The organism is Peptostreptococcus sp., assembly GCF_036639115.1.
Lineage (GTDB): Bacteria > Bacillota > Clostridia > Peptostreptococcales > Peptostreptococcaceae > Peptostreptococcus.
In genome coordinates, this window is sequence record NZ_JAVWJH010000001.1 from 434342 (window position 1) to 449556 (window position 15215).

Below are 15215 nucleotides of genomic sequence, written 5' to 3' on the forward strand. Positions count from 1 at the left end.
TGAAAAAAATAGTATGTTTTTTATAAATTCGCTATAGTCAGAAAATTGTAAAACTGTCAAAAATTTGTCATTATGAATATAAAATTTCTACAAAAAAGTGAAAGCATTGCTATAAGCTGGTTATAAAATAAAAAACATATAAAAATAAAATTGTTTTTATATTAAAACAAATAAAATGTTTCAAAAACTGACAGATTATTATCAAGGTGAAAGATTATTAAGATTTAACAAGCTTATTAAGTCAATTTAAAAGGTTAAAAAATTATTTATCTTAGTAGTTTTTGAAATATATGAACATTCTGTTAAAAAACAGATTATTGGCATGAAAGTTGCAATATGTAATAATAGAAAATATAAATGATAAGTATTTATTATTTCGATAAATACTCCTGTTTACTATTACAATTGATAGAAGTAGTTTTTATAGGGGGGGATATTATGGGTTTGGGTCCGAGTATTAAGATGACAACATTACATCATTTTAACTGTCCAGTCACAAGATTGTTGAACAAAGAGGAAAATCTAGAATTTGTAGGGATAATAGTAGATGGAGTATCAGAGCTTTATGATGATAAAATCTATACTGCAAAAAGAACGGCAGATATGGCACAGGCTATGAGAGTTGATGGAGCTATAGTAGCAATAGATGGATGGGGAAATCACCATGTTGATTTTGTGAATGTAATAGAACAATTAGGCATGAAAAATATTCCTTCAGTAGGTCTTAGTTTTGTAGGTCTACAGGGAAGACTTGTGTGTACTAATAAATATGTAGATTGTGTAGTAGATTTTAATAAAGGTGAAAGCGGCTATGAAAATTGTGTTGTAGGAGATAATAATCTTACTGAGTATGATGCAATGAAAGCTATAGCACTTTTAAAATTAAAATTAAAAAGAGCAGGAAAAGAAGTCGATGAAAGTAATTTTGAAAAAAAGATTTTAAATAAATTATTATTTAAAAAATACAATATAAAAAAAGTTGAGTTTGGAAATAGTACAAAAATTTCTAGAGAAATATTGACTATAAATCGTGAATTAGCAGACAAATTTAAAGGTATGGAAGAAAGAATAGAAAATATAAAGGTGAATATAATAGATCCTTTTGAACATAATATTTTAGTTAATTCTAATTTAGATTTTATGCCAATTGCCTGTAAGGTGAGAGGTGAGTTGGGACGAGGTGTTACAAGTGTATTATCAGGTGTGACTTTAATGTTGACAGGTGTTGAAAAAACATCTGGCTTTCAACCTTCAAATATTGGATCTTCAGAAGGTATGCTAGATAAAATGGTCAAATTTGATCAAGATGGAACTCCTAAACGTTCTGATTACATAATCCATGTAGATATTGAATTTAAAGATGGAGAAGCTAGGACAGCAGAGGGGATAGTAGCTGCACATAAAATAGCAGATATGATTCTTTCAGATATAAGAAACGAAATTAAAAATATAGACGATATGGCATATGAGAAAGAAGAATTTTATGATCTAGAAAAATCAAATAAAAGAAAAGTAATGTTAGTAAAAATTGTATCTGGGCTTGGCAATATGTATGACACATCAATGTTTCCGTTTGAGCCTGGAGGATTTATTGGATCTAGAAAGATGATGAACTCTAGCAATCTACCTTATGTGATTTCACCGAATCAATGTAAGGATGGAGCTATACATTCATTGTTATAAATTTATAGGGGGTATTCAAATGCAAAATAGATATGATTTCCCACTTGTTCAAGGGGTGGGAGCACCTAGTGAGCCCATTTTAAAAGTGGGGGAAAAGGTTTTGAGAGGTCAATTAATAGCGAAATATCCAGATAAAAGTCTGGGACAAAATATTCACTCTAGCGTAACAGGTTTAGTAGATAGTGTAGATGAACAAAAGATTACAATACTTGCTGAAGAAGTTCAAAGTGATGATTATGTGAAGCTTAGATCTACAGAGCCTCTAGATATTATAAAGGAGGCTGGAATAGTTGGCTTGGGAGGAGCAGGATTTCCTACTCATGTAAAACTAGCCACGTCCTTTGAAAAGGGTGGAGTTGTAATCATAAATGCAGCAGAGTGTGAACCTATACTAGATCACAATATAGAATTTATAAATGAAAATCCTGATTATGTCATCAAAGCATTAAAAACAGTTATGAAAATAGTGAATGCTCAGGATGGGGTAATCGGTATAAAAAATTTACATAGTGAAGAAATAAGACTACTGAATGAAAATATAGATGATAAAAGCATTTCTATTAAAGGCCTGGAAAACATGTATCCAATGGGAGAAGAAAGAGCCTTGATAAGAGAAGTACTAGGACAACTTTTGGAAGTTGATAAACTTCCAATGGCAGCGGGTGCGATAGTTATAAATTTAGAAACCATATGTAGAATTCAAGAAGCTATAGATCTAAAGAAGCCTTTAATAGATAAGGATTTAACTGTTGGAGGGAAAATAAATGGTGATCTTATTAAAACATTTAGAAACGTTCCAATAGGTACAAAAGTTGGAGAGATGATAGAAAGAGCTGGTGGTATATCTTCAAGTTATGGTGAAATAATAATGGGAGGACCATTTACAGGTAAAAGAACAACTCTTGATTCTCCAGTGGTTAAAACTACAGGAGGAATTATAGTGGCTGAGGAATTCTGGAAGGGACCAGAAAAGATTGGTCTGTTGGTGTGTGCTTGTGGTGCGAATAAGGAAAGATTAGAAGAAATAGCAGACAGCATGGGATCTAAAGTAGTGGGGGTTGAATATTGTAAGCAAGCAATAGAAATGAAAAATAAAACTCATAAGTGTGAAAATCCAGGAGTATGTCCAGGACAAGTACAAAAGGTTATGGCTTTGAAGAAAGAAGGGGCACAGGCCCTTTTAATAAGTAATTGTACAGACTGTTCAAATACAGTTATGTCTTGTGCGCCACAATTAAAATTGCCAGTATATCACTGTACTGATGGTGCTTTGAGAGCTGTAAATATGAAGCTAGTAAGAAGAATGAAGTAAAAAATAGAACTTTCCATCCTATTAATTAAGGATGTTAAGATAAATATTTTGGAAGGAGTGGTGAAAGTGTCAATAACACAAGAAACAGTAAAAGCACATTTGAAAGATCCAGCTATTTTCTGCTGCCGTAGGGATAAGGGGACTGTTATCAGCCCAGCAGATCTAGAAGATCCAAGTCTATTTGATGATATGGTAGATGCAGGATTATTAACATTGACTGATGAAGGCTTAACAATTGAGCAGGTAATAGGTAAAACATTGCTTGATGACTGTGAAGCCCTAACTCCAATTACATCAGATGTATTGGATGGTGTAAATGAAGTTGAAGAAATAGTTGAAAGTGTAGCAAAGCCAGAAGAAACGATTGAAGCGATAGCCCCAGGACAGAAGGAAATATTTGGAGGAGGAAACAGTATGATTCATGTAAAAATCGACAAATTAGAAGGACTTACTCTTGATATTCCAGCAGGAACTTCTTTAGGAGGTATGCCAGTAGCTGGAGAACCTGTAATAGCTGAAGAAAAGATTGGCGAAAAAAAGGTTATAAGAAAATTATTAAAGCAACATATAAAAATTAATGATGCTGAAATAGGAAAAGAAACTTCAATAAAAAATGGTAAGATAACTATAGATGAAGATATAGTTAAAAAGGCTATTCTTGAAGATGAGTTATGCAAGAATATGACTTTGGATGTGATTAGACCTGAAGATCGCCATATCTATACTGAAACTATAATGGATGTTGTTCCAATTGCAACAAAGGTTGAAGGAGAAGTAGGTAGTGGAGTAACAAAAGTAGCGGATGGGGTAGTATTCATGCTAACAGGAGTAGATGAAGATGGAGTCCAGATACATGAGTTTGGTTCTTCAGAAGGTTTCTTAGATGAAAAGATGTACTTTGGCCATCCTGGTTGCGCAGATGAAGACGATATTATTATTCGTTGTCATGTAGTAATAGAAAGACTTTCAGGAATGACTAGACCAGGACCTTTCGCAGCTCATAAGTGCCAAGATTATATAATTCAGGCAATAAGAGAAGAGCTTAAAAAATATGAAGGCGAAGTAGTTCGTGAAGAAGTGTGTGAAGATGTAAGAAGAAAGGGTGCTCCAAGAGTTGTTTTAATTAAGGAAATTATGGGACAGGGAGCAATGCATGATAATGTACTTTGCCCATTTGAACCTTGTGGAGTATCTGGAGGTAGAAAAAATGTTGATATAGGAAACGTACCAGTATTACTTACTCCTAACCAAGTTAGGGATGGTTCAATACACGCACTTACTTGTATAGGACCTGCAACTAAGGAAATGACTCGTCACTACATACGTGAGCCATTGGTAGAAGGTTTAGCTACAGATAGTGAATTTGACCTTATAGGTGTTGTATTTGTTGGTTCGCCTCAGGTAAATGATGAAAAACTTTGGGTATCTGAAAGACTAGGATCATTACTAGAAGGACTAGATGTTGATGGTTGTATAATCACTACAGAAGGATTTGGAAATAACCATATAGACTTTATAGAACATATTGGTCAGGCTGGAAAGCGTAATATACCAGTAGTTGGCGTATCATTCTGTGCATATCAAGGACAGTTGGTTGTAGGTAACGAATATGCTACAGCTATGATTGAAGAAAATATGGATATGGGTGGATTTGAAAATGACGTAGCTGGTTGTTCTTGTGTAACTCCAGAAGTAGCTGCTCGTGCTATACAGATGCTTAAGAATCAAATGTTGGGAATAGAAATTAAGCCAGCTCCAAAGAAATGGAATAATGATGTAATAAATTCAAATAATAAAATATTAGGTCTACCAGAGACAAAGTTACTAGATAGCGGAACTCTTCACTAAAATGATAAACTATCAAATTAATCCAGTTTTGATGGGTGGAAAAGTAAAAAGTATATCTGCTGACGGAATCGTAAAGATAAATCTTAATGGTAGACTAGGGGTTATCAAGATTCCTAAAGAATTGGTTGTAAACAGTGAACAGCTAGACGTTGATAAAAGACTAAAGTTTTTCTTTAGTTATATAAAGGTTGTTGATGATTGTTTAGAATTTGATGATTCGGATTTGAATGCAGAATATGGAGTAGAGCCAACGTTGCTAGGTGGTGTATTTGAAAAAGTAAATGATACAGCCGTTGAAGTATCCATAATGAATGGACAGGGATCTGTAGCAGTGCCACGTCGTTGGATTTTTACAGAAAAAGAATTAGAAGAAAAATTTAACTGCGAGTTTTATTTAAGCTGCATAGAGGTACTAAGCTAATATTACTCGATCTATATATAAATTTAAGGAGGAAAATTTCATGAAATTAACAGGTAAAGAAGGAATGCAATCAGAAATATTTGTTCCAGTGACTCCTAAGCCAGTATTTGTAGAACTAAAGAAACCTTTAAGTGAGTGCAAGGTAGCATTTATCACTGCAGGAGGAATTCATATAAAGTCACAGACACCATTTAACACATCCGGAGATTTCTCATACAGAGCTATACCATTTGATACACCTTCATCAGAATTGATGGTTACTCATGGTGGATTTGATAACTCTGATATAAATAAGGACGTAAATGCAATGTTCCCTATAGATAGATTACATGAATTAGTAAAGGAAGGATTCATAGGATCATTGCCAAAGGAAACATATACATTTATGGGGGGTGGCGGAAACGTCGAAAAGTTTAAAAATGAGACTGGTCCAGAAATAGCTAGAAAGCTAAAAGAACAGGATGTTGATATAGTAGTTTGTACAGGTGGATGCGGAACTTGTCACCGTTCAGCTACAATAGTAACTCGTTGCTGTGAAGAGGCTGGAATGAGCTGTGTAGTAATAGCTGCACTTCCTCCAATCGCTCGTCAGCAGGGTGCTCCAAGAATAACAGCTCCACACGTTCCAATAGGATCAAACGCTGGAGAACCAAATAATAAGGCTATGCAAACTGCTATATTAAAGGAATCTTTGGAGTGGGTAAGAGATTGCCCAAGCTTTAATACTACAAAGATACTTCCTTATGAGTATAGACATAACGTATAAAATTTATAAGCTTGCTTCATTAAAATAATATAAAAATAGTGGTGATACAAAATTGTATCACCACTATTTTATTTAACTTAAATAAAAATTAATGATCTACTATTTTATTTACGATCTTTTCAGCTAGTGGTATAAAAATATTAGCTAATGGTACAGAGATAGCGGTACCAACTAGAGCAGATTTCAAAAATGCTATTAGAAAGCCATCTCTAAATCCATAGTTTATAATTACCATTGCCAAAGAAATAGGAACTGATATAAATACAGCTGCAAGACATGAAAATACAACATTTCTATACTTTTTATTGATTCTCAACATGATCATCCTTTCTATAAATCAATCAAGTTTTTATTGTAATATAAATTATTGTATATACAATTTCCAAAACTCTGATTATATTTATTATACTACAGATAATAAAAAAATTCTATTAATTTGGTAAGTATAATAAAATAGTTCTATTATAAGATAAATGAACTATTAAAAATATTAAGTGGAAATTGCGGTGTTGAAAATATAAAAATATGACATAGAAAAAGCTAGAATTTATAAAAAACTAAGATCTAGAAAAGATAGACTATAGAAAAAACTAAAAGCTAGAAAAAATTAGGATATAGAAAAAACTAAAAGCTAGAAAAAGCTAGAATATAGAAAAAGATATAAACTATAGAAAAAAATAATAATATTAAAATATAGTTATTGAGGCAAAAAATAGATATAGTTTTACCAATCTATATCTATATATAAATTAAAATTATTGATATAACTTTAAGATAGTAAGCAGTAAAGACTATAGATAACAAAAATAAAAAGATATCTTATGAGTAAAATAGAAAAATAAGCTAAAAAGATAGCTATATATAAAATTGACTTTTTAAATAAACAATGATATTCTTTAATTAATGATATAAATAGGCTCGGTAGGTAAGGCTACTATGAGGATACGGATTGTTGCCGCGAAATAATGGAGACATTATAAGTAGGTTTGAACAGTCAAGGTCGATTTTAAGGCTTTGAATAATACAATTACATTGCCTCATAGAGTTAAAGCTCATACGAGATGAATCTGCTTATTAGCCACAGATCTCGTTGAGGTTTGTGGTTTTTTATTATTGAAAATTTAGAAAAGGAGGTGTATGTATGAGCATTTATGATTTTGCAATAAGGCTATTGGCAGCAATATTTTTTGGACTTATAATAGGTATAGAAAGAAATATGACAGGACATGCTGTTGGTATCAAAACAAATGTGTTGGTGTGTTTGAGTTCCTGTATGTTTGTATTGTTCCCAACAGTGGTAGGCTCACCCGATGTGGTGAGAAATTCAGCACAGGTTATAACAGGTGTGGGTTTTCTAGGTAGTGGTATAATATTCAAAGATGGACGAAATGTAAGGGGAATCAACACGGCTGCCACAATCTGGTGTACAGCAGGTGTCGGTATGATTACTAGTTCAGGTAAAATAACATTTGCAGCTCTTTCTACACTTCTTTTGATTCTTAGTAATTTATTGCTAAAACCTCTAGCAGAAAAATTAGATCCAAATTATGAATTTGATGAGGATGGAAATATTTACCAAATATCAATTACTTGTGATGATAAAAAAGAATTTTTTGTAAGAGCAATGATACTTAATGAAATGGAAACCTCAATATTTAAGTTGGTATCATTAGAAAGCGTAGACGTTTCTGAAGCAAAGGTAAAGATTATAGCAGAATTCTTATGTAGCAAGAGAAGAGATGATATAGCGGAGAATCTAATAGCAAAAATTAGTATGGAAGAGGGTGTCTTTAATACTTACTGGAAGTTGGTATAGCACTATAAATACATCAAATATTAAGGAAGATATATTAATTATTATATATATTTAAGAAAAAAACAGTATTAAAGATAGCAATTTAAAATAAATATTATTAATAAAAATGGTGTGGAAAATAATGTTATTTTAACATTAAAAAACTTATACATATGTATAACTGAATAAACACAAGTAAATAAATATAAGTAAATAAAAATTTGGAGGATATTATGATTGGAATTGAAGATTTTAACAAGGTTGAAGTAAGAGTGGGAACAATAATTGATGCGAAAATAAATAAAGGAGCGAGAAAGCCAGCCTATGCGCTAAAAATAGATTTTGGAGATGAGATTGGAATTAAAAAATCATCTGCACAGATCACAGAACTTTATACTTTGGAAAGTCTATTAAATAAACAGGTAATATGTTGTGTGAATCTAACACCGATGCATGTATCATCTGTAAAGAGTGAGGTTCGTATATTGGGGTCTGATTCTGAGCAGGGAATAGTGCTTTTAGGGTTAGATGAAGAAGTTAAAAATGGAGATTTAATTTGCTAAGATAGTATTTATATATATGAAAAATTTTATAACGTAAAATATTTAAGAGTTGTACATAATATATTATTTTGATTAGAAAAGCATATATAAAATAATTCGAAAAAATCAGAAAAAATAAATAAAGGATAATTATTGAAAGGAGTATCAAAAGTGATTGAAAAGTTGGAATTAAAAGATTTAGATGAGATAATGGATATATGGCTAAAAACTAATATATCGGCACATAGTTTTATTGATTCAAACTATTGGAAAAGCAATTTTGATATGGTGAAAAAAATGATGCAGGAATCCGAAATATATGTGTATAAAGAAAATAATGAAATATATGGATTTGTTGGATTAATGAACGATTACATTGCGGGTATATTTGTATCAGAGAGATATCAATCATATGGAGTAGGTAAAAAATTATTGGATTATATAAAAAGTAGGAAGAATGTACTAACACTTTCTGTCTACAAAAATAATAAAAGAGCGGTAAAATTTTACACTAGAGAAAAATTCACAGTAGTTAAAGAAGGAATTGATGATAGTAATGACGAAAAAGAACTAACTATGGAGTGGAAAAAATAGATAGGGGTTATAATTAGAAAGGTGAGGTATTATTGTATACATTAAATAGGATATTTATGGTAATATTTGTTGCGGGAATGCTTGCTAGTTGCATAGGTATGTTCTTACTAATAGGAAGTATATTTATAAAAAGTTTAGAAGTAAAGAGAAGGACATTAGGAGTATTTTTTGTTATTTCACTGGCAGTTTTCTTTACGGCTTCTATTGCTTATACAAAAACTTTATCAAAAGAGGAAATAAGAAATGTTGAAAAATATAATAGGGAAAATATCGATAAAGAAAATAAAAATAGTAGTAAGTAAAAATAGTAGTAAGTAAAAATAGTAGTAAGTAAAATAATAGTAAATAGGAATAAAAAAAGTGAAAATTAGAAAAAACAAATCTAGTTGTAGACCTTATTTTTAAATATATATTATATCTAGATAGTATGTATATCATCTGAAAGAAGCAGGCATAAAATTATGTCTGTTTTTTATTTAGAGAGACTTATTAAAAATTAAAATGATATACTTTGCAAGTAGTAAGAAAAGATATATTTAAGTCTATGATAAGTATCATATTTAGTTTTTATATTTATATCAAAAAGAAAATTTATTACTGAGATATATGGGAAATGAATTATCAGTTATAATATTTCTTTAAAAGAATAAATATCTGAATATTGTGCGAATAATTGATTTTATATATACAATATGTTAAAATTAAGGTAAGAATATTCGAAATTATATTGAAGTATAGTAAGGATATATAGAAAAAAGGTGAAAAAATGAAAATAAAAAAGAAACAATTTTTAGATAAAGTAAGGACAAGACTTATTTCATTCAGGTTACCTAGAGATATGGTAGATCAAATTATATCTGAAATAGAGATTAAGTATGATTTTGAACTTGAGAGAGGAAGAAGTGATGATGATATTATAAAGGGATATTCAAGTGCAGAAGAACTGGCCAATAAATATGCATCTATATTTGGTTATAATAAAAAACATGTCGATAAATTTGCAGATAATAGAGAGCTTACTTTTTTAGATCGCTTTCAAGATTGGAAAAAGGACAGCGAACAGGAACTAGACTATACTAGAGAGAAAAAAGAAAGCAAAAACAGAGAAAATACTAAAAGTAAAAACACTAAAAGCACGAAAAATAAAAAAAATACCAAAGAAATTGCTAATAATTTAGAAAAAGCATTTAATGTATATAATGATTTTTCTGATATATTTAAATAATAAAACTAAGATATTTAAACAAAAAAGTTAAGATATTTAAATGATGAAATTAAGATATTTAGAAAGAATGTATATAAACTTATAAAAAGCAACAGTGCAAACTGTTGTTTTTTATTTTATAAAGATAAAAATTTCAAAGAGCAAGTTTATAAGGTATTTAGATATGAAACTGAAAATGAAATAGAGAAAAATTAGAATATAACAGTAGGATATTAAGGTGAGATTTTCTTATGTTTGGGTAAATTAATATGTCAAAATAATAGTGGAGAGGCTATTAATTCTAAAGAAACTTATAAAATTAAAATATTAAATATAAAATTTGCTAAATAATATTATATATTAAAAATAACTATTATAAAGAAAAATAAGATTATTTTAAAAAACAAAGTTATTAAAAAAACAATTAAAAATGATATTGTTTTACATATTTATACAATAATATTAAATAAACTAAATATAGTAAATAAATATAGAAAATAGCAATAATTAGAGAATATATAATATATATTTACAATATAAAATAAAAAACTTAAATATATATTATAAAAAAGTAATAAAATTTTGCGATTTACCTTGCAATTTTATGTATTATGAGTATATAATAGTAGATAATGAGTTAGCTTTTTAACAATAATTATCTTGCTTTAAACTATTTTAAAAGGTATTTTAATGAGATTTTTATACATTTGTAATGCAATATTTTGTAATAATTTATTGGCTAGCCCAAAAATTTGAATTTATTATGCAACTAGGAGGAGAAAGATATGTTAAAGTTAATACGTGCACCACACAAGTATGTTCAGGGTAAGGGAGCCTTAAATGACTTCTATAATCAAACAAAGGATTTGGGAAAGAGATTTTTATTTATTTGCTCAAATAGTGGAAATAAGTATTGTAGTGGGGATATCAAAAAAAGCTTTGGAGATGCAGATGCATATACAAGATTTGAGGTTTTTGCTGGCATTAGCTCAAATGGTGAAATAGATAAAATGAGAAAAATTGTTAGAGATGATAAAATAGATGTTGTTGTAGCATTAGGTGGTGGATCAGCAATAGACACAGCTAAGGCAACAGCGTACTTTGAAGATAAAAAGATAGTAGTAGTTCCAACAGTAGTAGCTACTGATGCTCCATGTACAGGGCTATCAGTAATATACAATGATGACGCAACATTTGATAGATACATATTCTATCCATCTAATCCAGACACTGTTATAGTGGATACTCAAGTTATTGCCAATGCTCCAACTAAGTTTTTGGTAGCAGGTATGGGGGATGCATTAGGAACATATTATGAGGCAAGGGCTTGTGTACGTGTTGGTGCTCCTTCTCTTGAAAATGGAGGAATATCTAAATCTGCAATGGCTCTATGTAAACTTTGCTATGAAATACTATTAGAAAATGGAGCTATGGCAAAAGAAGCTGCACAACAAAAATTAGTGACTCCAGCAGTAGAATCAATAGTTGAAGCTGCAACATATCTAAGTGGAGTAGGTGCCGATAATGGTGGACTAGCAGCAGCACATTCTATATATAATGGATTTACAAGTCTAGAAGAATGTGAGAAAACTAATCATGGTGAGTTGGTAGCCTTTGGTACAGTAGTTCAGTTGATATTAGAAAATGCACCAAAAGCAGAAATAGAAGAAGTAATGAATTTTATGGCTAGTGTGGGTCTACCTTTAACATTAGAAGAAGTAGGGGTTACTGACTTGTCTAGAGTAATAATAGCCTGTGAGAAAGCTTGTGCAGAAGGAGAAACTATCCATAATATGGTAGGGAATATGACTCCAGAAGTATTGAGAGATGCCGTTTTAGCAACAGATATCTTAGGCAAAAAGTATTATGAACAATGTAAGTAATTGAAATTATCAAGAGCTACTCTTTTGAGTGGCTCTTTTTTTATGTGAAAATTAATTTAAAAGGGTCTATTTGTTTATCAATAATTTAATAAAATAAATTCTATATATGACAAAAATGTAGGATAATTCTAATTATTATGAAATTATGTGGGTATAGTTTGATAACTATTAAAGTAGGATGTACTATTGATAATAACTATTATGATTATAGATAAAGTGATTGATTAAAAGGACAAAGCTTGCTATAATTAAGGTGTTGAGAAGTTATTGATGTGGTAAGACTGATGATATTTTATATTATTAGATATGGTTGTTGTAACGAAATATTATGCAATCTATAACTTAAATTATTCTGTATGAAGGAGAGCTTTGCTCTCCTTTTAACGTTCATAAATAAATATTATGAACTATAAATATAAAAAGAGATATTGGAATTCCAATATCTCTTTTTATATTAAGTTAGTTTTTATTTTAGATTAGTTTTATTCTAAGTTTAGCTTTTTACTCATTATATATATTACTAAACCACCAGCAATTGCTATATAAACTAGTGAAAGTAAACTTCCTTTAAGCATTACATTTTGCATGAATGAAGTCATTTCTACTAAATACTGTCCTCCCTGAGTAGCAGCATTGTGTCCAGTTTCAAAATCTCTAGACATATTTTTAAATAATTGATTTGATAACACTGAAGACAAAATATTAAACGCAAAGTAAGTTAAAAAACCATATATATATTTGTGGTTTATACACTGTCTTAAATGTGCAACTGCAACAGAAAGGTAAAGTACCAATGTTGAAGATATAGTAGATATTACCATACCTATAAAACCTTCAAATACCAATAAAGGTATACTGATATTTAATTTATTAGCCTCAGTAAACATTCCAGAACAAACTTCTTGTAGATTAAATATATTGATCTTGGAAGCACTTGGAGCCGCAAACAATAATGCAGCAACTATAAATACTATTATAGATATAAATGTATATAGAAGCATTGTTATTGCTTTAGAAGACATAAGTGTAAGTGGGCTTACAGGTAATGTATTTGATAGATAACCTTCATCTCCAAATATTGAAGTTGAAAATCTCTTGATAGTTACATACAAATTAACAAATATAAAAATTGCAATAATAGCTATCAATAATGTTATCATAATGCCTGTAAAAATATTTTGGCTACCACTAGTAATTGTAAATCCATTGATTAAAAAGATGGCTAGAAGTGCTGCATATAGTGGTAAAAAATATCGTGCACAAGCCTTAAATTCATATTTTATAAGTTTTCCTAGCATTTGAATACCTCCCTAAACAATGCATCTACTGACATTCCTTTTTCAGTTCTTATATCATCTGTATTTTCATGTAGTACAATTTCACCATTGTTCAAAAATGCCACTTCATCACATATGCCTTCTATTTCTGAAATTAAGTGAGTAACTATAATAAGTGTAGAATCCTCTGGATAGTTATTTAATATAGTTTTTATAACATAACTTCTAGCAGCAGGGTCAACTCCCCCTATAGGTTCATCAAGGATATATAGTTTTGCCTTTCTAGACATTACTAGAATTAATTGTACTTTTTCTTTTGAACCCTTTGAAAGATTTTTAATCTTTGAGTCAAGTGATATATCTAGGTCTTCTAACATATCGTGAGCTTTTTGTACATCGAAATCCTCATAGAAATCTTCAAAGTATTCTACTATATCTTCAACTTTCATCCAGTCACTAATATAAGTTCTTTCAGGAAGATAAGAAACAAAGCTCTTAGTTTCTGTACCAGGCGCAAGACCATCTATTAATACAGTACCTGAATCTGGTGTCAAAAGCCCATTTACTATTTTTATCAGTGTTGATTTACCACTTGCATTTGGACCCATCAGACCTACAATCTTACCACTGTCTACACTTAAATTTATATTCTTAAGAACATTTTTATTACCATAAGATTTTTTAAGTCCTTGAATTTCTAAAATTTTACTCATTATATATCCTCCTTCAGTAAGTGTTTAAGAGATGTATAAATCTCTTCCTTTGAATATCCTTGTGAATAAAGTTTTTCTAACATAATTCTTATCTCTACTTCAATCTGTTTATCTTTTACAGATAAAATCAAGTTTTTATCATCTGTAACAAATTTTCCAACCGCTCTTTTTGAATGAACTAAACCTGATGCTTCAAGATCTGAAAGAGCCCTTTGAACTGTATTTGGATTAACTTCATACATGTCAGCATAAGTCCTTACAGATTCTAACTTTTGATTGGGTTCAAGCTTTCCAGAGATAATTTGGTTCCTAATCATTTCAGCAATCTGAATATAAATAGGTATATTTGTATCAAATTCTTGCATAAAAAGCCTCCTATATATTGTATATAATATTTTTGACTATGTAAGTGGTATAACATATATTTATGAATAAGTAAAATATAAAATCCAAATACATATAAGTCGTTGTATCACTGTATTAATTGATTAATACAATAATACAACGATACAGATAAAATGTCAATATTTTTTTGAAATAAATTTTGATAGTAGAAAAATATTATAATCATCCCTAAAATTTTATGCTTACTTTTAAGCTCAATAAATAGCAAAATTATTCTATTAATGATAAAATAATATAAGAAAGTTTATAAGTATGGATAATTGTTTACTAAAATATAAAAAGGAGGTAGCTATGGCTATTAAATACGAAATCAAGGAAAATATAGGAACTTTATCAACTTCATCTAAAGGGTGGCTAAAAGAACTAAATTTAGTTAGCTGGAATGATAGAGATGTAAAGTTTGATATAAGGGAGTGGAGTGAGGATCATAGCAAGATGAGTAAGGGAATAACTCTTTCTAATGAAGAAGTTCGCGAACTTAAGGATTTATTAAATAAAATAGATATCTAAAAAATAAAATGATCTAAGAGTAATGAGTAGCTTTAGAAATATTACAAATTGGTAATATTTAAAATTCATAATATAGATAATAAGTAATAATTAGTTAAGCCATATTTTAAAATTATAAAGTATGGCTTATTTTAAGTTTTTTATTATTTAATAAGAAAAAGCTTAAAAGATTTAAAGTTCGGAATTGTTAGACAAATAAACTTAGATGCCTAAAAATTAAACAAACAAGATAATATATCTAATGAAAGTTTTAGCGATAACC

At 29.7% G+C, this 15215-nt stretch carries 16 protein-coding genes and 1 riboswitch; of the genes, 12 read left to right on the forward strand and 4 right to left on the reverse strand.

Features of this window, described 5'->3' with window-relative positions:
• Positions 1–438 precede the first annotated feature (438 nt).
• The 5 genes from RR561_RS01795 (at position 439) to prdB (ending at position 6030) form a co-directional block, all read left to right on the forward strand.
• Complete coding sequence (locus RR561_RS01795) at positions 439–1683, forward strand: glycine/sarcosine/betaine reductase component B subunit (protein WP_332505706.1); 1245 nt, start codon at positions 439–441, stop codon at positions 1681–1683.
• On the forward strand, positions 1658–2995 hold the full coding sequence (prdC, locus tag RR561_RS01800) for a proline reductase-associated electron transfer protein PrdC (RefSeq protein ID WP_332505707.1): 1338 nt from the start codon (positions 1658–1660) through the stop codon (positions 2993–2995). The genes RR561_RS01795 and prdC overlap by 26 nt, the downstream gene beginning before the upstream one ends.
• 66 nt (positions 2996–3061) lie before the next feature.
• Positions 3062–4843: a D-proline reductase (dithiol) proprotein PrdA gene (gene prdA / locus RR561_RS01805; protein WP_332505708.1), complete on the forward strand. Its 1782-nt coding sequence runs from the start codon at positions 3062–3064 to the stop codon at positions 4841–4843.
• A 1-nt stretch (position 4844) separates the two neighbouring features.
• Complete coding sequence (locus RR561_RS01810) at positions 4845–5264, forward strand: CBO2463/CBO2479 domain-containing protein (RefSeq protein WP_332505709.1); 420 nt, start codon at positions 4845–4847, stop codon at positions 5262–5264.
• Positions 5265–5304: 40 nt separating this feature from the next.
• Entirely contained in the window at positions 5305–6030 is a 726-nt protein-coding gene (gene prdB / locus RR561_RS01815; RefSeq protein ID WP_332505710.1) for a D-proline reductase (dithiol) protein PrdB, read from the forward strand.
• Between the two features lie 88 nt (positions 6031–6118).
• Here the strand turns inward: prdB and RR561_RS01820 are convergent, their stop codons facing one another.
• On the reverse strand, positions 6119–6346 hold the full coding sequence (locus RR561_RS01820) for a DUF2798 domain-containing protein (RefSeq protein WP_332505711.1): 228 nt from the start codon (positions 6344–6346) through the stop codon (positions 6119–6121).
• A 594-nt stretch (positions 6347–6940) separates the two neighbouring features.
• Positions 6941–7103, forward strand: a riboswitch (M-box (ykoK) riboswitch).
• A gap of 68 nt (positions 7104–7171) precedes the next feature.
• On the opposite strand from RR561_RS01820, the gene RR561_RS01825 reads away from it, so the two are divergent.
• The 6 genes from RR561_RS01825 to RR561_RS01850 all read left to right on the forward strand — a co-directional run bounded on the left by RR561_RS01825 (position 7172) and on the right by RR561_RS01850 (position 12048).
• Complete coding sequence (locus tag RR561_RS01825; RefSeq protein ID WP_332505712.1) at positions 7172–7846, forward strand: MgtC/SapB family protein; 675 nt, start codon at positions 7172–7174, stop codon at positions 7844–7846.
• 212 nt (positions 7847–8058) lie between these two features.
• Positions 8059–8388: a tRNA-binding protein gene (locus RR561_RS01830; protein ID WP_332505713.1), complete on the forward strand. Its 330-nt coding sequence runs from the start codon at positions 8059–8061 to the stop codon at positions 8386–8388.
• Positions 8389–8538: 150 nt separating this feature from the next.
• Entirely contained in the window at positions 8539–8961 is a 423-nt protein-coding gene (locus RR561_RS01835) for a GNAT family N-acetyltransferase (protein WP_332505714.1), read from the forward strand.
• Positions 8962–8993: 32 nt separating this feature from the next.
• Entirely contained in the window at positions 8994–9263 is a 270-nt protein-coding gene (locus tag RR561_RS01840) for a hypothetical protein (RefSeq protein ID WP_332505715.1), read from the forward strand.
• A gap of 464 nt (positions 9264–9727) precedes the next feature.
• Positions 9728–10186, forward strand: coding sequence for a hypothetical protein (locus tag RR561_RS01845; RefSeq protein ID WP_332505716.1), 459 nt, complete (start codon positions 9728–9730; stop codon positions 10184–10186).
• A 764-nt stretch (positions 10187–10950) separates the two neighbouring features.
• Entirely contained in the window at positions 10951–12048 is a 1098-nt protein-coding gene (locus RR561_RS01850) for a glycerol dehydrogenase (protein ID WP_332505717.1), read from the forward strand.
• 482 nt (positions 12049–12530) lie between these two features.
• Here the strand turns inward: RR561_RS01850 and RR561_RS01855 are convergent, their stop codons facing one another.
• The 3 genes from RR561_RS01855 to RR561_RS01865 are packed head-to-tail and all read right to left on the reverse strand — an operon-like array spanning position 12531 to position 14403.
• Positions 12531–13346, reverse strand: coding sequence for a hypothetical protein (locus RR561_RS01855; RefSeq protein ID WP_332505718.1), 816 nt, complete (start codon positions 13344–13346; stop codon positions 12531–12533).
• Positions 13340–14038 carry an ABC transporter ATP-binding protein gene (locus RR561_RS01860; RefSeq protein WP_332505719.1) on the reverse strand — a complete coding sequence of 233 codons (699 nt, stop codon included), beginning with the start codon at positions 14036–14038 and terminating at the stop codon, positions 13340–13342. Before RR561_RS01860 ends, RR561_RS01855 begins: the two co-directional genes overlap by 7 nt.
• Positions 14038–14403, reverse strand: coding sequence for a GntR family transcriptional regulator (locus RR561_RS01865; RefSeq protein ID WP_332505720.1), 366 nt, complete (start codon positions 14401–14403; stop codon positions 14038–14040). The genes RR561_RS01860 and RR561_RS01865 overlap by 1 nt, the downstream gene beginning before the upstream one ends.
• A 331-nt stretch (positions 14404–14734) precedes the next feature.
• Between RR561_RS01865 and RR561_RS01870 the strand changes: the two genes are divergently transcribed.
• Positions 14735–14953 (forward strand): YdbC family protein, encoded by a 219-nt coding sequence (locus RR561_RS01870; RefSeq protein ID WP_332505721.1) that lies wholly within the window; start codon positions 14735–14737, stop codon positions 14951–14953.
• Positions 14954–15215: the final 262 nt, after the last annotated feature.